This window comes from Halocella sp. SP3-1, from assembly GCF_003953885.1.
In the GTDB taxonomy this organism is placed as follows: domain Bacteria; phylum Bacillota; class Halanaerobiia; order Halanaerobiales; family DTU029; genus Iocasia; species Iocasia fonsfrigidae.
The window spans coordinates 1,579,384-1,598,633 of sequence record NZ_CP032760.1 but is presented as its reverse complement, the minus strand read 5'-3'; the positions used below and the strand labels follow the sequence as shown (position 1 = coordinate 1,598,633).

17 protein-coding genes and 1 other annotated feature are annotated in these 19,250 nt (G+C 33.7%); of the genes, 4 read left to right on the top strand and 13 right to left on the bottom strand.

The genetic code is table 11. The features are described 5' to 3' along the window. Nucleotides 1-262: 262 nt before the first annotated feature. The 4 genes from D7D81_RS07480 to D7D81_RS07465 all read right to left on the bottom strand — a co-directional run bounded on the left by D7D81_RS07480 (nt 263) and on the right by D7D81_RS07465 (nt 5,596). Nucleotides 263-1,957, bottom strand: coding sequence for a carbon starvation CstA family protein (locus tag D7D81_RS07480; RefSeq protein WP_125988772.1), 1,695 nt, complete (start codon nt 1,955-1,957; stop codon nt 263-265). Nucleotides 1,958-2,111: 154 nt separating this feature from the next. Continuing rightward, nucleotides 2,112-2,369: a binding site (T-box leader), on the bottom strand. A 99-nt stretch (nt 2,370-2,468) separates the two neighbouring features. After that, a complete protein-coding gene (locus D7D81_RS07475) occupies nt 2,469-2,774 on the bottom strand; it encodes a YolD-like family protein (protein WP_125988770.1) in 306 nt (101 codons plus the stop codon). A 17-nt stretch (nt 2,775-2,791) separates the two neighbouring features. After that, the gene (locus tag D7D81_RS07470) at nt 2,792-4,054 is read right to left on the bottom strand and encodes a Y-family DNA polymerase (RefSeq protein ID WP_125988768.1); all 1,263 of its coding nucleotides are present in this window, start codon (nt 4,052-4,054) and stop codon (nt 2,792-2,794) included. A gap of 165 nt (nt 4,055-4,219) precedes the next feature. Continuing rightward, nucleotides 4,220-5,596 carry an SLC13 family permease gene (locus D7D81_RS07465; RefSeq protein ID WP_125988766.1) on the bottom strand — a complete coding sequence of 459 codons (1,377 nt, stop codon included), beginning with the start codon at nt 5,594-5,596 and terminating at the stop codon, nt 4,220-4,222. A gap of 463 nt (nt 5,597-6,059) precedes the next feature. Here D7D81_RS07465 and D7D81_RS07460 point away from each other — a divergent pair, with 463 nt between their 5' ends. Further along, nucleotides 6,060-7,964, top strand: a complete 1,905-nt coding sequence (locus D7D81_RS07460) for a sensor domain-containing diguanylate cyclase (protein ID WP_125988764.1) — start codon at nt 6,060-6,062, stop codon at nt 7,962-7,964. Nucleotides 7,965-8,068: 104 nt separating this feature from the next. Beyond that, the gene (locus D7D81_RS07455; protein WP_125988762.1) at nt 8,069-9,043 is read left to right on the top strand and encodes a DUF3231 family protein; all 975 of its coding nucleotides are present in this window, start codon (nt 8,069-8,071) and stop codon (nt 9,041-9,043) included. A gap of 13 nt (nt 9,044-9,056) precedes the next feature. On the opposite strand, the gene D7D81_RS07450 is transcribed toward D7D81_RS07455, so the two are convergent. Next, nucleotides 9,057-10,373 (bottom strand): FMN-binding glutamate synthase family protein, encoded by a 1,317-nt coding sequence (locus D7D81_RS07450; protein WP_125988760.1) that lies wholly within the window; start codon nt 10,371-10,373, stop codon nt 9,057-9,059. A 67-nt stretch (nt 10,374-10,440) separates the two neighbouring features. Then, nucleotides 10,441-11,136 carry a YukJ family protein gene (locus tag D7D81_RS07445; RefSeq protein ID WP_125988758.1) on the bottom strand — a complete coding sequence of 232 codons (696 nt, stop codon included), beginning with the start codon at nt 11,134-11,136 and terminating at the stop codon, nt 10,441-10,443. A gap of 214 nt (nt 11,137-11,350) precedes the next feature. On the opposite strand from D7D81_RS07445, the gene D7D81_RS07440 reads away from it, so the two are divergent. Continuing rightward, nucleotides 11,351-11,929: a superoxide dismutase gene (locus tag D7D81_RS07440; protein WP_205739370.1), complete on the top strand. Its 579-nt coding sequence runs from the start codon at nt 11,351-11,353 to the stop codon at nt 11,927-11,929. A gap of 27 nt (nt 11,930-11,956) precedes the next feature. Here the strand turns inward: D7D81_RS07440 and D7D81_RS07435 are convergent, their stop codons facing one another. From D7D81_RS07435 to D7D81_RS07410, 6 genes are all read right to left on the bottom strand, one after another. Further along, nucleotides 11,957-12,286, bottom strand: a complete 330-nt coding sequence (locus tag D7D81_RS07435; protein WP_125988756.1) for a tRNA-binding protein — start codon at nt 12,284-12,286, stop codon at nt 11,957-11,959. A gap of 13 nt (nt 12,287-12,299) precedes the next feature. After that, on the bottom strand, nt 12,300-13,067 hold the full coding sequence (locus tag D7D81_RS07430; RefSeq protein WP_125988754.1) for an exodeoxyribonuclease III: 768 nt from the start codon (nt 13,065-13,067) through the stop codon (nt 12,300-12,302). Nucleotides 13,068-13,169: 102 nt separating this feature from the next. Then, nucleotides 13,170-13,910 (bottom strand): PHP domain-containing protein, encoded by a 741-nt coding sequence (locus tag D7D81_RS07425; RefSeq protein WP_125988752.1) that lies wholly within the window; start codon nt 13,908-13,910, stop codon nt 13,170-13,172. 11 nt (nt 13,911-13,921) lie between these two features. Then, nucleotides 13,922-14,749 (bottom strand): energy-coupling factor transporter transmembrane component T family protein, encoded by an 828-nt coding sequence (locus D7D81_RS07420; RefSeq protein WP_125988750.1) that lies wholly within the window; start codon nt 14,747-14,749, stop codon nt 13,922-13,924. After that, on the bottom strand, nt 14,736-16,451 hold the full coding sequence (locus D7D81_RS07415; RefSeq protein WP_205739369.1) for an ABC transporter ATP-binding protein: 1,716 nt from the start codon (nt 16,449-16,451) through the stop codon (nt 14,736-14,738). Before D7D81_RS07415 ends, D7D81_RS07420 begins: the two co-directional genes overlap by 14 nt. A 168-nt stretch (nt 16,452-16,619) precedes the next feature. Then, nucleotides 16,620-17,480 (bottom strand): DUF8171 family membrane protein, encoded by an 861-nt coding sequence (locus D7D81_RS07410; RefSeq protein WP_230869010.1) that lies wholly within the window; start codon nt 17,478-17,480, stop codon nt 16,620-16,622. A gap of 217 nt (nt 17,481-17,697) precedes the next feature. Here D7D81_RS07410 and D7D81_RS07405 point away from each other — a divergent pair, with 217 nt between their 5' ends. Continuing rightward, nucleotides 17,698-18,537 carry a MurR/RpiR family transcriptional regulator gene (locus tag D7D81_RS07405; RefSeq protein WP_125988746.1) on the top strand — a complete coding sequence of 280 codons (840 nt, stop codon included), beginning with the start codon at nt 17,698-17,700 and terminating at the stop codon, nt 18,535-18,537. Nucleotides 18,538-18,600: 63 nt separating this feature from the next. Here D7D81_RS07405 and D7D81_RS07400 read toward each other — a convergent pair whose 3' ends face one another. Then, complete coding sequence (locus D7D81_RS07400; protein ID WP_230869008.1) at nt 18,601-18,999, bottom strand: Ger(x)C family spore germination C-terminal domain-containing protein; 399 nt, start codon at nt 18,997-18,999, stop codon at nt 18,601-18,603. Nucleotides 19,000-19,250 lie beyond the last annotated feature (251 nt).

Sequence of the window (19,250 nt, the reverse complement as noted above, 5' to 3'; positions counted from 1 at the left end):
TGTCAAGTTTCTTCGACAACTCATGATAAGAATTTTTATTTAGCAACTTTTTTTCACTTCGATAGCAAACAACTTTTTATGGTAAAAAAAGCCATATTATAAATCTTCATCCATATTTTTGATAATTAGAGTAAAGCTGTACTCCCTCCAACCCTTTCTCAGTTATCTGTTCAAACCCATACTTAAATATATCTTCTGTAAAAACAAGAATGCATACAAGTATGCATTCTTGTTTAAAAGTTCATCTTATAATCAAAACAAATTATTCTGCTGCTGAAACAGCCTCAGTTAGACTTTCTTCCTTAAAAATCTTTTTAAAGCCAGAAACAGCAACCAGAAAACCAAGACCGACAAGTAATATTGCAAATACCAGCTGCAAACCATCACTAACAATTACAAAATTATTAGTGAAAAATAATTTATTTAAAATCTTAAAGATGGTTTGACCTAGGGCCGTAAAAGTAACCGCAAGCATGATAGTCATTGGGGCCCACAGCATAAATCCTTTCCTTTTGGTCTTTTTCAAAAATACTGCTGCAGCAATCAAACCCAGGGCAGAAAGAAGCTGATTTGCTGAACCAAACAAAGGCCAAATATTTTTATAACCTACTATAGCCAATAAATAGGAGAAGAATAAAGTAAGAGCTGTTGTAAAAAATTTATTTGTCAATATCTTTTGCAGAGTAGAAGTGTTTTCTGGCTCTATCCCGTCATCAGTAAATAATTCCTGTAGAGAAAGACGACCGACCCTGGCTACAGAATCCAATGATGTTAAGGCAAAAGCAGAGATGGCCAGTGTAATAATTGTAAAGATAGTAATTCTAGAAAAACCTAATACACCTAGAAATCCAGCAATGGCTTCTGCAAAAATAACCGGTGGAGCAGCATTAGGCAGCTGTCCATTTACTGCCAGAGCCCCTACAGTAATTAAAGCAATCACAGCAAGCAGGGACTCTAAGAGCATAGCTCCAAAAGAAACCGGCAGCATATTCCTTTCATTTTGAATCTGCTTGGAGCTTGTGCCTGATGAAACCAGGGAGTGAAAACCGGAAACTGCCCCACAGGCAATCGTGACAAACAACATCGGAAACATCATTTGCCCCTTGACAGTAAAACCTGAAAATGCTGGGAGATTCATTGCTGGTCTGGCAGCAATTACCCCTATAAAAGCACAGATCATCATCGCCACTAACAAAAAAGAATTCAAATAATCCCTTGGTTGAAGTAAGGCCCACACCGGTGTAACAGATGCTATAAATATATACGCAAAAACAAAATAGAGCCAGGCTGTCTGGGAAACATACATGGGAAAAACCAATCCTAAAACAATTGCTACAATCAAAACTATAATACCGACAATATTAGTAACTGCAACAGATGGATTTTTATAACGAATAAACATACCCAGGGCTACTGCTAAGACAATAAATAAAATAGATGTTGTTGCAGTAGAGGCATTTGCTGGATTCAAACTTCCATCTGCTGCAAAACCATTAAAAGTACTGGCAACAATATCTGCAAAGGCTGCTATTACCAGGATCGAAAACAGCCATACAAAAAGAAGAAAAAGCCTCTTGCCAGTCTTACCGATATACAGTTCAATAATATAACCTATACTGCGACCCTTATTTTTAACTGAAGCATACATCGCAGCAAAATCCTGAACCGCACCAAAGAAAACACCACCAATTAAAACCCATAAAAGGACAGGAACCCAGCCAAACATCGCTGCTATTATCGGCCCATTAATCGGGCCGGCACCGGCAATTGATGCAAACTGATGACCAAAGACTACATTGGTCTTGGCCGGCACATAGTCCACACCATCCTCCATCTCATAGGCAGGGGTTTTTGCTTTAGAATCAATACCCCAGGTTTTGGCCAGCCATCTACCGTAAAATAGATAAGCCCCTCCTAACACAATAACTGCCAGAACTATCATTACTAATCCGTTCATTCCCAATACCTCCTAAAATTATTATAATAATAAAACAACTATATTTTAACAGAAGTCAAGAAAATTAATCCGTGATTTATAGTACTATAAAATTAAAATTTCACTAATCCTGCTTATTTTGCTATCCATTAAAAAAACTCCGCCCCTTATTTAAATAAGAGACGAAGTTTATATTCCGCGTTACCACTCTTGTTGCTGCCAGGCAACCCCTTTAATATATCAAACAAACTTAACAAAGTCTGTTAAATACACTTCTTTTTAACGGTAGAAACCCGGTCACACTTAATCGGCAGCTGCCTTTCAGCCGACTGCTCACAGGTGAGGTAAACCCTGGAATCCATATCATCTTCCAGCAGCGATGACTCTCTGTAATGGATCTGCCAGAACTACATTTCCTGTTCCCAGCATTTTTTCTTATCTTCTGTTACCGACAATTTTACCACTCTCATAGGCACTTGTCAATATAAATTACTAAAATTTTGTTCAAAATATATGAAACTTCTCTAACCATCTAAATTAATACAAGATCAATAATATTATCCTTATCTAAGCTTTTATTATCTAAGTATAGTGAACTACCCTTGATAGATACTTTACCCTCCAATTCATACAGCCTCCGCTGATCATAATATACCATCTTGACCTTAAACTGATCCCTTATGGCCTCTTTGATTAATATATCCAGCCGTTCCAACTGCTGCTCATCCAGTACCGGTTTGTCAATATCATTTCTATGTTCCCAGATTTTTCTTAAAGCCTTCCTGTGTTCAGTGAGCATCAATCCAGTCCATTTCTTGTTACCACGGTCCTTTAGCATTAATAATCTCTCCTCCCCTAAGACTTATGACCACCAATAGTAGTTCTCATTCTTTCTAAAATACTACCTTCCTTTAGGCTCCTGCCGTAAAAAAGAGCTTGATAACCATATCTATCCTGTAAAAGATCTTTAGTTTTATCGATTTTAAGCCTTTGCAAAGAATCATCAAATAAACTAAACTGCAAATTAATATCAGGAGTCAGATTGCTAACTGATAGATTAAGCCTTCTAACCCCTTGACCTTTATAATTATTGTCAAAAAGCCCCAGTGCAGTCAAGTACAACTCACAAGAGGAGTTACTATAATTCTTCATAGTTCGCTGAACGTGAAAACCACTACTTGTTTCATTATGACTATAGCCTATTCCCAGATTAACTGTTTTACCGATCAAATTATTCTCACGAAGGCGGCGGGCGGTTTCATCACACAGCTCAAAAATAACTGTCTTTATTTGTTCAGGGTCTGTATAATCTTTAAATAGAGTAATACCCCTACCCAGGGCTTTACGTTTATCATCATAATGACCTTCAAGCCTGGACAAATCTATTCCCCAGGCATGATAATAGAGCTGGTTACCCATAATACCAAACTTTTTCTCAAGATACTCCAGGGGCAAATGGGCCAGCTCACCAATAGTCTGTATACCGATTTTTTTAAAACGGTATGCCAGCCTGCTACCGATCCCCCAACAGTCTTTTAATCTCACCGGCCACAGTTTCTCCGGAACATCTTCATAGCTCCATTCCGCAAGGCCTTTCTTTTTACCCTCAATATCCATAGCTACTTTAGCTAAAAACATATTAGGACCTATACCCATACTGGAAGGCAGGGTAAATTTTTCTGCTAACTTTTCCTTTATCAACATAGCAGCCTGCCGACTATTACCCCACAATCTTTCTGTACCATTTAATTTTAACCATGATTCATCAATTGAATAAATATGAATAGCACTCAGGGGAACAAACTCTCTAAATAAAAGGGTGATTTCAAGTGAACGGTTTAAATAAAGCCCCATGCGGGCATCTACTATTTTTATTTCAGGCACACGGGGTATATCATATAACCTATTACCAGTTTTAATATTATATTTCTCTTTTAGCGCAGAAGATGCTGCCAGGACAACTGCCCCCGCTCTACTCTGGTCTCCTACTACCGCCAGACACACCTTTAAGGGATCCCAATTTCGGTCAACTGCCTCAACACTGGCAAAGAAAGACTTGATATCAACACAGAGTATTTTGTTTTTCGGCAGCCGCTCATAATTAATATCATTATTCATTTTTGAATTATCCTCCTATACGAATATATGTATGTCTTTAATTTAAATATTATCACACATCTGTTCGTCTTCCAAGAGGTATATTTTGTTAGAAAATATAAAAACCACACCCAGCATAATCTAATAACCTAAATGTGGTTTAATAATATATTTAACTTAAAAAAATTATAATAATCCTGTAAATCTCCACCATACTACTTCAAAAAGTAATATTATCAGAACTATTATAGTTAGTGGAAATCCTAATCTAATTACATCTCTATCAGAATACATGCCATTTTCTTTCCCTAATCCTACTAACATATTTAAATGATGAAAAGGAAAAATGTAATGTAAGGCAATTGCTGAATAAACTAATAAAGTTGGAACTAAAGGGCTCATTAAAGAACTATCTATAAAAAATAAAAAAGCTGGAATTGCAATCCCCATTACTGCAATAACGCTTCCCAGAATCATATGTAAAAAAATTGAAATAACACCAATTAGCAGCGCAAGTATAAAATAATTTGTAGGAATATTAGATGGTAAAACTACTGAAGCAATCCAGGAATTCATACCTGTTAATTCCCCAATCTTTCCGATTGATATAGCTGCCGTTAAAAAAATAAGTACATGAACTGGTACATGATTCCAGTCTTTAGCAGTTAACACATCTCCTATTACTGGCATACTCATCAACATAGCAACCAGTAGTGTAATCCAACCTAATGATATACCATGAATAGAATCAGTCATCCATAAAATTAGAACAAAACTAAGCCAGAAGATTGTTCTTTTTTCCTTTTTGCTTAGAGGCCCTAAGTCAGTCAGTTTTTTTCTTATTTGATTTTTATTAATATTAAATTCTGAACTAGGTTTAAATAGTAGTAAGATAAGAATAAGTGTGAATATACTGGCTAAAGTAGCTGGTATTCCTATCTGTAAAAACCAACCCAACCAACTTAAGTCTACCCCAGAAAACTCAACAGCTATAATGTTAATAGTACTATCTCCTGTAAGAAAAATCATGGAAATAGGTACTGAAGAAGCAAATACTGTTAAACCAATTTTGGCAGCATCCTCTTTTGATAAATTAGCATTTTTTATGACAACTGCCATAACCGACATAATTAAAAATGCCCGTGGCCAGGGATGGGGAATTAATAAGCTTAAAATAAAAGTAAGTACAAATATTGAAACTATCACACTTTTATATGAATCAACAAACTTAATAATAAAATTATAAGCAATTCTCTCACCCAGCCCTGATGATTCCACTGCTCCAGCTATTAAATAAGCTCCTATTACCAGATAAATTATGGGGGTTGTCCAGATAATAAAAACATTTTCCTCAGGTGCTATATTAAATAAAACCAAACTTACCAAATAAAGTCCAGATACATAACCTGGATGGGCTACCTTAGTTGCCCAGAAAATGACGGTCATCAAACTAAGAGCTAAACATCTTTGGCCTTCTGTTGAAAGACCTGTTATTTTTAGATTCCAAATAATTACTGCTGTTAACACACCAATTACTAATCCTATTTGTCTTTTATAATCCACAGCAATACCTCCTTGAAAATTATTTTTTCTTCTAGACACTGGACCTGATATACTTATTTACAACAACTATTTCATTTTTATTTTAAGAGGTACACTAAATACACATTAGTAATTTAATAAATATTTTTTATTAACTTCTGACTCATCTCTTTTTTAGCATAATTTTTCACCGCCTCTTAATCTGATTTAACTTATATATTACTAGATGTATGCTTTGTTGTAAAGAATTTATTATTTTGTTCAGAAATAATGTAACTATATCCTTTTTATATAATTTTATAAAGCTACCATTTATATATTGCTTTTTTTACCCATTTACTATAACTTGAAGTATTATCTTTAAAAAAGGAATTGCTTTCTCTGTCTTGAAGTATATAATATGACAATTTACCTAAAATTTTTACATTTATATTTCTATAAAAAAGATATAGCAAATCAATTTTAAAATGAGAGGTAACTGTATATGTCTAAAAGAAAACTAATTTTTATTATTATATTATTATGCACTTTTCTGCTTAATTTCACCTCTATTACCAAAGCAGAAATAATAGATTTAAGTAACTATGACCTGACAGAAAAGAATATTAATTTAAATGGCAAATGGGAATTTTACTGGAAGCAGCTACTAGAACCGACCGATTTCCAAGAAAAAAACCTGGAACCCAGCAGTATTGTTGAGGTTCCTACTGCCTGGAACGGTTATCAACTTCAAGATAAAAAATTACCAGGCATGGGATATGCTACATATCGTCTGCGAATTCATATAAAAAATAACACTGACTTAATTGGTCTAAGAATACCACCCATCTTAACATCATATAAATTATGGATAAATAGTAAACTAATAGCCTCTGCCGGTAAAGTTGGTACCAGCAGAGTTGAAACAGACCCACAATACCTGCCACAACTGGCCTTTTTTAAACCTGAAGAAGAAAATGAAATAATTATACAGGTAGCTAACTTCTATCATCGAAGTGGTGGTATCCTACAGAGTATTATGCTGGGAGAAGAAAAAAATATCCTTGCAGAAAATAACAAAAGACTGGGCTATAATCTCTTTCTCTTTGGTGCTTTATTTATTATGGGAATCTACCATCTGATAATATATTTGTACCGTAAAAAGTCATTATCAGTTTTTTACTTCAGCCTATTCTGTATATTGCTAAGCATTAGAACTGTTTTACTGGGGGAATATTTCTTCATCTACTTATTTCCTGATTTTAATTGGGAATTATTCAATAAACTACACACCTTAAGTTACTATTTAAGTGTTTATATTTTAATTATTTTTTTTAAAGCAGTTTTTTCAAAATACATGAAAAAAACTATAGTGAAAATTTCTGTAATTACTGTAGCAGTGTTTATCTTACTTGTACTCCTAAGCCCTGCCCGGGTCTATACCTATATTAATCCTGGATATCAATTGTTTACAATCATAATAATTATATACATAATACCTGTATTATACCGGGTTGTCCTTGATGAAATAATAAAAATGAAAAACATTTGTTCACTATACATTGTTAGTGGGGCAGTGATTTTATTAATTACTGTACTTAATGATATCCTGTTTTTTAGTATTCTCAGGTATGACCACCACTTTCTTAAATCTTTTATTATAATTGGGAACCTATCCTCACTTGGCTTATTAATTTTTGCCTTAACAAACTCTCTAGCTTTAGCTGTTAGTTTTGCCAATGCCTTTAACGAAAATGAAAAAATGTCAATTGAATTACAGAAACTCAATGAAAACCTGGAATCAATCATTAAAGAACGAACAAGGGAAATTCAGATTTCCAATGATAAAATAAGAGAACAAAAAAGTGAACTAGAAAAAGCCAATCTTGCTTTACAAAAAATATCTAAAATTGATCCCCTTACTAATATATGGAACCGGAGACACTTTGACAAAGTACTACTAAATAAATGGAAACAGGCCTTAAATGAACAGCTACCTGTATCAATCTTTTTTATAGATATAGATGACTTTAAAGCATATAATGATTATTATGGTCATACTGCTGGAGATGAATGTATAAAACAGGTTACTAGACAAATAAAACATTCCCTAACCCCCCCTGATGAATTAGTAGCTCGTTATGGTGGAGAAGAGTTTGTTGTTTTACTGGCTAATACAGACATTGATAAAGCCCGCAAAAAAGCTGAAATAATCCAGGCCAAAATTGAATCCCTAAATATTCCAAATATTAATTCGACAAATAGAGAGATTATTACCATAAGCCTGGGCATTACCAGTGTCATTCCAACTAAGAAGCTGCTTCCTGAAGATTTAATAATGGCAGCTGATAAAGCCATGTATTTAGCTAAAAATAATGGGAAAAATAAGATAAAAATCATTCCCATATAAATAACTTCTTAGAACATAATCCTCTTTACTAAAATATGATTTGCAGAATAATCTTAGTTTAACTGTTAATAATAAATAACATATCAAAGTAAAGGGGAATAAAGATGAATAGCATTTCTATCTTTAACAAAAAAAGAATTAAAAATAAGCAGATTTCTACTGCTGAAGCCCATAATATCTGGAACCTAATTAACTTAAATAACCTAAATATCAACACAGGTAATATTTTTAAGAATTTCATCCACGACCCTGAGTTCCTGGTTCTAGAAAATAATACAATAGAAGAATACAAAAAAATAAATAAAACCCTAAAAAACTTTGCCATAAAATATAAAATATCATTACCCTCAATGCCTCAAGAAGACATTCAGTTCACAACTAATATTGATGTAATAACTGATGAAGTGATTTTTAAAAATATGGTTAAAAATATTGTCTATTTTACCCACGAGTTAGTGGCCGCAATCAAAAGTTCCACAACTACCGACGACCTTAGAAAATCCCTGATAGATTTTGTTAAAAATAATTTGAATAGATATCAAACAATGTATAAATATGGCAAGTTAAAGGGGTGGGTTGAAATACCACCATCATACAAGACTAAACCAGCTAAAAACGAATCCCTCTCTGTAGCAGAAGCAACACATATCTGGGACCATCTTATCCTCCGCTATGATCAATTATGTCTTACAAACTTACACCTGGAATTTACCCATGACCCTGATTTTAGAGGAGTCTTGCAAATAGGCAAAAAAGTACTCAGTCAGCAAATAAGCAAACTGGAGGAATTGGGTTTGAAATTTGAAGTACCACTACCCAAAAAACCACCCTTGATTCAGGAAACCCCAATAGATCCAGAGCTAATTAGAGATGAGTTTACCTATCGAAATCTATTAAGCCGTATTCAAAGCGCTACAGATCTACATGTCAGGTCTATTATTGACTCAACTAGAAATGATGATTTACGTAAAGTATTTTTAAAATTCCTGGAAGAAGAATTAGATATTTATAATAATTTTGTTAAATACGGTAAGATAAAGACCTGGGCCCATATTGTTCCTATGTATAACGAAGAATAATTTTTTTCAAGTTTCAATTATAAACCCAGTCAATCCCTATACGTTCTGCCAATTCTTTATCAATAGAACAAAGGTCATCCCTATTTAATTCCTTAAAATCCTCTTTGCCCATGGCCTTGACAGCCAGTTTCATTTCTGCAATAGATGACTTGAGAAAATTAGCCAGGTAATTGCTTGCTTTATCTACATCCAGTTCATCTTTTAATCTACCACTATGTAATAATAGACTGGTAGGTGGTTCCCAAGGGGTTGCCTTTAATCCCTCAGTATGTGCTAAGGCCAGTAGTGCTGCAGTACCTGTATAAACTGCGTCAGCGCCCAGGGCCAAAGCCTTCAAAAAATGACCTGGTGTTATTAACCCACCCCCGGCTATAATACTAACCTTATCTTTAACTCCTTTCTCCTCCAGAAACTCAACGGTTCTTACTAGGGCAGGTAAAGTTGGCAAACCCATATCATCCTGTAAGATAGTCGGCCCCCCATGGGTACCTGCTGTTACACCATCAATGGCAATAAAATCAATACCAGCCTGAACAGCTATCTCCAGTTCTTCTTCCAGGTAATGGGTAGCTGCTATTTTCAGACCTATGGGAACAGTTAATTTAGCATGCAGGTCATTAACTAAATTAATAAAATCATTACTACTATTAACATTAGGTAGACGGGAATGAATAACAGCATCTTCACCTTTATCAAGTTTGAAAATAGTCCTCATCTCAGAATCAATCTGACTGGCAGGTGTCCTCATCGGTGCACCTGCCTGAGCACCCTGCCCCAGTTGAATTTCTATCATGTCAGCCTTACTTAAATCATCAATCTCTTCTGCCCAGCCACCCCGATTATACTGAAGAATAAACTTATCTGCTGCTTCCCTTTCTTCCATTATTAAGGGTGCTTCACCTGAATTAGTGGCAGTTTTAGCTATTTTAGAGGCCTTGGCTAAAGCAATCTTGCATTTTTTACTTAATGCACCACCATATGACATACCAGCAATTATTATCGGGATTTCAATCTCCAGTGGATTTTCAACAGCAGGCCCAATAACCGTTTTAGTAATAATCTTCGTATTCGTTGGAGTAGGTAACCTCTTTAAATGAACAGGGTTAAACAATAATTTATCCCAGTCAGAAAACTTATATGGACTGCCAAAAGGACGTGAAATTGGGGTTCGCCTTTCAGCCCTCATACTCGTTTCCACCACCAACTGTGGTGTTACCTTTTTAGTAGTCGAATACATCTCCCAGAGATTTTCTGTATAATTATCCCTTAATAGTTTTTCTCCTAAATCATCACTTATCCGATCTACAAATGGTTTTATAAAATGCTCCATTATAAAGTGATAAATAATATCTCCCCCATTCATTTTATTCCTATTTCATAATTTATTATAATATTAATTATCCCTTTATCTTAACTGTATTATAACAACATTCTCCAGTGGGATAGGCCTCTTTATAACTACCTTCCAGCGGATTACCTCCGTCATCTGTGCACCAGGACTGATTTTGAAAAGCCAGGAAATATCCAAGCCATTTATCTTCTTCAGTAAAATGTAGAAAAAAACAACCATCATGATATATGCGGTTTTCATCACTATAAAACTCAATATTCCCCTGGTTCATATGAATATTATGAATTCCTTTATCATCATTATTATAATGAATCCCAAAAACATAAATAGTAATCCCATCGTTATTTAAGGCTTTTTTCATGTCTTTTTCAATTAGTCCCCTTAGGTCATATTTCCCTGATATATCATAGGGTATTACTTTCATCTTATGGGGATCAAATAAACCACTACGTATATAATCAACGGCAATTTTAGGATTTATATTATTAGCATAATCAATTTCATGAAATCCATACTCCATATTCTGCAGAATACCGGTTATTTCTGCCTGGCAGACCTCTCCCATATAATATAATAACTGTGGTGATTTATCGTTAATAGACTGACAGTTTATAAGCACCTTGTAAATTTCATCATCCCTGATCCATATGTTTATCTTATAATGTGGTGTTTTATCCCTGGCTGGGTCTGCCTTTATTTCTTCTACTCTTCCGATTAAAACCCCATATTTAGAATTGGACATACTTTACCCCCCAATATTAATCATTCATTATTTTATTATTCCTAAAAAAGCCTCAAAATACAGGTAAAACTTTTACCAATTTAATAAGTATTCTATCTCTGAAATTTATTAACATGACAGGAGAACCGTCCCGGTGTCACAATTTTTTCAAACACTGCCCTAGCAATTGTTACATATACTAATTATATCTTATTTATAAGGTGGTGATTATGCTGTGGCTGTCGAACCGAAGATTTTCAATTTTGATGATGTTAAGGGGATCTCGGAAAACCAATTAAACCAACACTATCAACTTTACCTGGGATATATCAATTCACTGGAAAATATTATGACTACTCTTTCAACTGAAGAGCAGACCAATTACGAATATAGAGGTCTAAAAGAAGGAGAAACTTATTCCCTTGATGGAATTGTCCTCCATGAATTATATTTTGCAAATCTCGCTCAAACAAATGTTAACCCGGCCAGAGAATTAATCTGGCTAATCAACAGGGATTTTGGAAACTACCGTAACTGGTTAAATGACTTTATGCGTACTGCTAGAGTAGCCAGAGGCTGGGCTGTTCTCGCCTATGATTATCGAGATGAATCACTTCATAATATAATGCAAGACGCCCATAATGTGGGGGTAGTATGGCATGCCTGGCCATTACTGGTTCTAGATGTCTATGAACATGCCTATATGATCGATTTTGGAATTAATAAAGAGAGATACCTGGAGGTATTTAAACAAAACATTGACTGGTCAATTGTCAACAAAAGATTTTACAGCTTATCCCCTATAGGTCTGTAAAATGACAGACGAACCGTCCCCTTGTCATTAACCTAATTTATCACCCTTTTTTACAGGCTGTTCAGGTTGAATTAGGACTACACCTTGTTTAGCATAAACTCCCAACACCAGTACCTCTGACATAAAATCAGCAATCTGTTTGGGAGGAAAATTTACCACTCCTAAAACCTGCCTTCCTATCAGTTCATCTAGCTGATAACACTCAGTAATCTGGGCACTGGATTTTTTAATGCCAATTTGCTTACCAAAATCAATCCATAGTTTATAGGCAGGTTTATTTGCTTTTACAAAAAGCTCTGCCTTGATGATTTCTCCAACTCTGATATCCAATTTATTAAAATCTTTAAAATCTGCCATCTATACCTCTCCTTTAACTTAGTTCTAATTCCAGTGTAACCGGACAATGGTCTGAACCCATAACATCAGTCATTATTTCAGCATCTTTAATCTTTTCTGCCAGTCCCTCTGAGACAAAGTGATAATCTATTCTCCAGCCAGCATTCCTCTCCCTGGCCCTGGTTCGGTAGCTCCACCAGGAATACTCTACCTTATCAGGGTAAAAATAACGGTAGGTATCAAGATAACCATATTTCAGAAGTTTATCAAACCACTCCCTTTCAATGGGTAAGAACCCCGAGGTATCTTCATTGGCTTTGGGGTTCTTTAAATCTATCTCATGATGGGCAGTATTATAATCACCAAAGATAATTAACTCCTGACCCTTTTTCCTCAGACCTTCACAAAAATCCAGGATATCATCATAAAAGTCTAGTTTATATTTTAGCCTTGTCTTATTTCTTTTACCATTCGGGAAATAGACATTTAAAAGTGTAAATTCAGGGTATTCTGCCATTAAAACCCGGCCTTCCTTATCAAAACGTTCTATCCCAAGACCATGTCTGACTGAGATAGGTTCTTTTTTTGTATAAAGGGCCACACCACTATAACCCTTTCTTTCCGCAAAGGAAAAATAGGATTTATATCCCTCAATATCTCTTAAATCATCACTTATCTGTTCATCCTGAATTTTGGTTTCCTGAAGCCCGATAATATCTGGCTGTTCCTCTACCATCCAATCCAGAAAACCCTTCCTTTTAATAGCCCTGATTCCATTTACATTCCACGAATAAATCTTCATCTTATTACCTCCACTACTATATTTAATAAGAATAATTATTATTAAATATAGTTTACTTCATTTTAGCTATAATATCAAGGGGGTATTTATACAATTTTCTTTTTACTGGGCCTCTTTTAATGTTTTAGCCATCTTTTTAACAAGCTGACCAATACAGGCTTTTAAACGTGCCCCTTTAGTAATAATAGTTTCAAATTCCCTGTTTTGAATAGCAATTTTTAGATCAGCTATCTTTTCATACTCACTGTAAAAATGATTTTTTACAGTACCCATATGTAAAATATGATGGGTATCACTCCCTGCTATCAAGGGTATATCTATTTTATTAGACAATCTTGTTACCTTATCTCTATTTTTCAGGTCTTTTCCATTAAGACCTAGACCATCTAATCTTTTTAATAAATCAGTATCCATATCCATTAAATAATGACTTTTTTTGGCTGGATGTGCCCCAATTTTAATCATCTTACGTTTGTCAGCTTCATCTAACAAATATTTTAAAGCAGGATAATCAGCTTCACTAATGTTTTTGGAAAACAAACCCCTTATATCCAGAACATCTTCTTTCCTCCCGATAATTAATATATGTCCACTTTCTCTAATATCAACTTCCATCCCGCAAAAAACCTTAAAACTACCTAGATCATAGTAATCATGTTTATATTCATAAGCCTTATCCAAGGTATTATAGATATTAAAAAAATTTATAGTATGAAAATGTTCAGTTAGGACTATTGCATCTAAACCTTTTTTTCTGGCAACTGTTATTACCTTATTAAAACTATTTAATTCAAACTCAAACTTTTTGGATAACTTTGTATGACAATGAAAATCAATATACATTTTCCCACCCCTTATAATGGATAATTTTTACCAGTTAAAATTATGACCACAACTATAAGAATTGATACTATTAAAAAGAGAATATCCCTTTTTCCTATCTTCATATATGCTAATTTCAACTTCTTTACTTTCGGCTTATCTAAGGCATATGTAAATCCTTTTAATTCTAGGGCTTCTACCGTAGTTCTGGTTCGCTTGGCCGTATTTAATATCATGGGATAAAAGGCCAAAATTGCTATTTTGATCAGGTAAAAAACATATCGATACCCTAAAATCCCTTTATTATCCGGAGTTTTTCCCCTTAAACGAAAAGAATTAAATATATTATTATACTCTTCAAATAAGACTGGTAAGATCCTGTAGGCATACGAAACCCCAAAACTATACCTACCAGCAATACCAAAACTCAACAGGACATCACTAAATTTCTCGGGATCCATACTGGTGAATACTGCTATACTAGCCAGAGCAATAGTAGTCAACTTCATTGTTAAAATTAATAATGGTAAAAAAACCTCCATTCCACTCCCCAAAATATAGGCTACCACCACCATTGACCCTAATTCAGTCACTATACTCATCGAAAGTAAAAAAATTATTAAATTGCTAACATGAGAGATAAAAGTTATAATTAGCATAAATATAAACAGCCCCAATAGAATTGTCTTATTATGAAAAAACCAGGGAATAATCGCAAAAGAGATATACCAAATTATAAGTATCCTGGAATCCAATTTAGCCAGAAAGGTATCCTGGGTCCCATAAGCAGTCTTCATTAAGGCCATTTTAATGGTTTCAACAGATAAAACTGCAGCTATTTTATCACTAAATCGCTTCAAGTTTATCTCCTCCTAACCTGGATATAAAGTCTTTCACACTCAAAGCAACAGGTTTCATGCCTAGTCTTCTACTTAATTTCACAATCTGTGGAGGACACAAATTAGTTTGTTCTAATACCTTTTCATCTCCAAAAACACCATATTGATCGGTATCGATAAAGACTTTTCCCTCATTTAAAACAATTACCCTGTCTGCCCATTCCCCTACTAATTCCATATCATGGGTAGCAACAATAACTGTATTTACCCAATCTTCCAATCTGTTAATCATCGCAAACATCTCTTTTCGACTAAGCATATCAAGACTAGCCGTCGGTTCATCTAATAATATAACTGAGGGCTTTGTACCAGTCCCAATTGCCAGTGAGGCGCGCCGTTGCTGTCCCCCACTTAAGAGTCTTCCATCATGATTTTGAATATCAGTCAGTCCTAATGTTTTAATAATTTGATTGACAAACTTATTATAAGCAGGTATTTTTCTAGCCTGCAGATAATATTCAATATCCTGGCTAATATTATCATTTATAAACATTTCCTCAGGGTTTTGATAAATATAGCTTACTCTTTCAGCTAATTGTTCTGAAGATGTATCTTTAGTATTTTTTCCACAAACTATGACTTCTCCCTCCTGGGGTTTTATTATCCCTGTTATTAATTTAAGCAGAGTCGATTTCCCTGAACCATTATTACCGATTAAGGCTACCCGGTCACCTTTATAAAAAGACAAATTAATATTACTAAGAGCCTTTGCTGATTTTTTCTTTAGTGTCTTATAACTATGACTAAGATTTTTGAAACTTATAAGGGGTTTTTCATCAGTCTGCTTATTTTTTAGTTGATTATCATCTTCAGTTTTTATGCTTAGTTCTAAACAATTACCCTGAGAGAAATATGGTAAAGCCTCCTCAATAGTGATAGGATACTGACCCTCTATTTTAAATAAAGAACAAACTGCCTGTGTCACCTGTGGTGGATAAATATTGCTTTCTTTTAATTCTTCAACCATAGATAAGGCCTTATTAACAGATTTTTGCCACAAGACCCTTCCACTATCCATCATTATTACATTCTGACAATAACTTGCAATAAACTCGGTGTGATGTTCAATCACAATAATAGTTTTACCATGTTCCTGATTAAGCATTGCTAAGTTTTCATAAATCATTTGAGCATTAAAGGGATCAAGTTGAGCAACCGGTTCATCAATAATTATAATATCAGGATTCAAGGCCAACACCCCTGCCAGGGCTACCATATGCTTCTGTCCACCACTTAATTCCCAGATGAATTCATTCTGAATTGATTTAAGACCCAATATCTCCAGAGCATATTCACCCCTTTCTTGATAATTCCTTAAACCAAAGTTCAAAGGGGCAAAGGTAACCTCATCATAGACAGTCGAACGTACTAGTTGATTCTCAAAATCTTGATATATGTAAGCAACTTTTTGTGCCAGAGAAGCCACTGATGTACCCAGTGTATTATGACCAGCAACTATAACCTCACCTACAAAATCCCCTACATGATAATGAGGAATTAAACCATTAAAAGTTTTGCAGAGGGTCGTTTTTCCACCACCATTACCACCAATAATAGCTATAAAATCCCCCTGAAAGATCCTGAGATTAATATTATTTAAAACCTTATCACTTGCACCTGGATACTTAAAAGATAAATCCTTTATACTTATAATTTCCTCCATATTAATAACCCCTTCCCCTCTATTTTAACAATATCTCATTTTTAGCTCTGACTTTAAGCAAAAAAGTTATTTAAGGAACTTTTATACCCTGAAATAACTTTTTATTGCTTATAAAACTTTTTCGAATTATAAAAAATTTCATTTAAGAACTTCTTACTTCTAAAGAAATCACATAGCAATATCATCATTTTTTTTATTATTTCTAGCATAAGTTATAATAGAAATAATAAGCACTATAGCAATTATTACTCCAACCCAGATAAAGCCTGTACCATATTTATCTAAGAAATCAGGCTCCCAGACAGCAAAATTAATATCCATTTCAGAGATAAACTCTGCAATAGTAGCAATAAAAGCAAATACTACTGTACTAATAATTAATCTTGAAGTAATAAGACTGGTCATCGGGGTCGATTTCATTTGTTCACGGGGTTTGATACCCAATAATGGTTCTATCTTACCATGTAAACGTGGTACTAAATACATTGTTGGTAAAACACCAAATAAAAACCCGGTAATTACCATTTCATTAATAAAACTTAATCCTTCTAAGACAAGGATACTCTCGGGCAACCCAGGAATTGCCTCTAATTTTTCAATTCCAATCCATACTTTAGAAATATCCACTATTGAACTAAGCATCTGATCAATTCCAATACCTACAAATGAAGCGATTACTAATTGTTTTTTATTTTGGGGGTCTTTTACTAATAATCCAGCAACATATAAACCTATCACCAGTTGAATAAACCCCTCTAATTCTCCTAATCCTCCAAAATCGCCCATTAGTAAATCTGCAAAAATTATTTCACCAAAACAAGCACCCAAAGCTGCATATAATGGGTCAAATAAGATACATAGAATCAGTGGTATAAAAGCAAAATACGAGACAGAAAATTCAATTGGACCTACTGCAAATTCTGGTACAATCTCTGTAATTAAATCTGCCATACCAAACAAAGCCATTGCTAGTATAAAAACCATTGTCTTTTGAGACTGTGTTAAGGTAATATCCTTTCCTTTATTCATTCTCAAATCATCCCCTCTAAATATTTATTCTCTATCTGACAACATTTACAAGTTTATTATACTTCTTATTTGTTAACATTAAATGAACTAAAAGTTACGTTTTTGTAAATATTTTTTCATAAATAAATTATTGTAAATATTTTTTCATACGCTTTTACATTTTTTACAATTTGTATTATAATAAAAGTAATTTGAATTAACTTATAAGGAGATAATCATGAAAATTTATAATTTAGATATCGATATTAATCAACTATCCAAGAGTGAAAAAAAAATTGCTAATTTCATCACTAAAAATATGAGTAAAGTCCCTTATCTGAACTTACAGGAATTATCTAAGGCCATAGGTGTAAGTATTGCAACAATATCAAGGTTCTGCGTTTCTATTGGATTCTCAGGATTTAAAGACTTTAAAAACCACATTAAAAACAATTATGAAATAAGTCCGGCCAATAAAATGAAATCAATCCTAAATGAAATAAGGGATGAAGATATTGGTGCCCAGATAATTAACAAAACAATCAACTACCTTAAAAAAACTATAGAATATCTTTCCAATGATAATTTTAATAGGGCAATTAAATCAATAAATACTGCTGAAGACATCTATATTTTTAGTCCAGGTCCAAGTGAAAGTGTAGCTAATCTATTGTTTTTTCGACTCAACAGATTTGGACTTAATGTAAATAAGATGGCCAAAAGTGGTAAAGAACTCTTTGAAAATCTTATAAACTTAAGCAAAGATGATCTGATAATCATTTTTGGTTTTTTTAATGTTTCACCTGAAATCAAGATCATTCTGGATTATAAAAAGAAAATAGGGTTTAAAACAATCTTGATTACCGATCTAATTGTCTCTGAAATGAATAAAACAAGTGATATCATTTTATATGTAGAACGGGGTGAGATCTGGGAGTTCCATACAATGGTTACACCTATGGCTCTGATTGAGGCCCTAATAGTTGGAATTACTATTAATAATGAAGAAAAATATCTAAAGAAACTAAATAATTTACATGAGTTAAGAAAACACTACGCCAACTATTTAACAAAGTAATAGTATTTATTTTATAAATTATATCCCCTCTTTTATAGAATAATCAACCTTAACACTGTCTTTTCATTTGCTAATATCCATAGCCTCTAATAATAAACCAGTCCTCCTGATTTCTGTTTTAACTTTAACTGAACATTCTACCTGGGGAAATATTTCATTCCAATCTTCCTTAATTTTTTGCCAGTCTTGAGGGTATTTTTGATTAAAAAGACTCCCAAAACCAAAAACATCTGATTGGTATTTTTTTTGAACTATATCTATCGTATTTTCTACTTCTTTTTTAATAATCTTTTCTAAATTCTTTTCAATTATTGTTATCACTGCTGGTTTAGAGGTATCGATATCTCCCTGTTGTTCTACTAAGGTACCTTCAGAATTTATTTCTATCTTAAACCTAATATTATCTTTCTTAAGCTCAGGGATTATAGCTGTCCTAGCATTAAACACTTCAATTACTATCAAGTCATCACTCTTTCCAGGTGAAGGGACATTATAAATACTGGAATCAATCTTGGCAATTAATCAATTCAATCCCTTGGTCTGATAATTATCTATTAATTTTTTGATTAATTTAAGGTATTTAATTATTCTATTAAACACTATAATTTCACTTCTTCCTTTCTGGTTATATCAGGTTGGCTGGCTGTAATTATTATATTAATAGTTCTTATTTATTATATCTTTGTATTTTTAATAAAAAAAATACGGCAAAA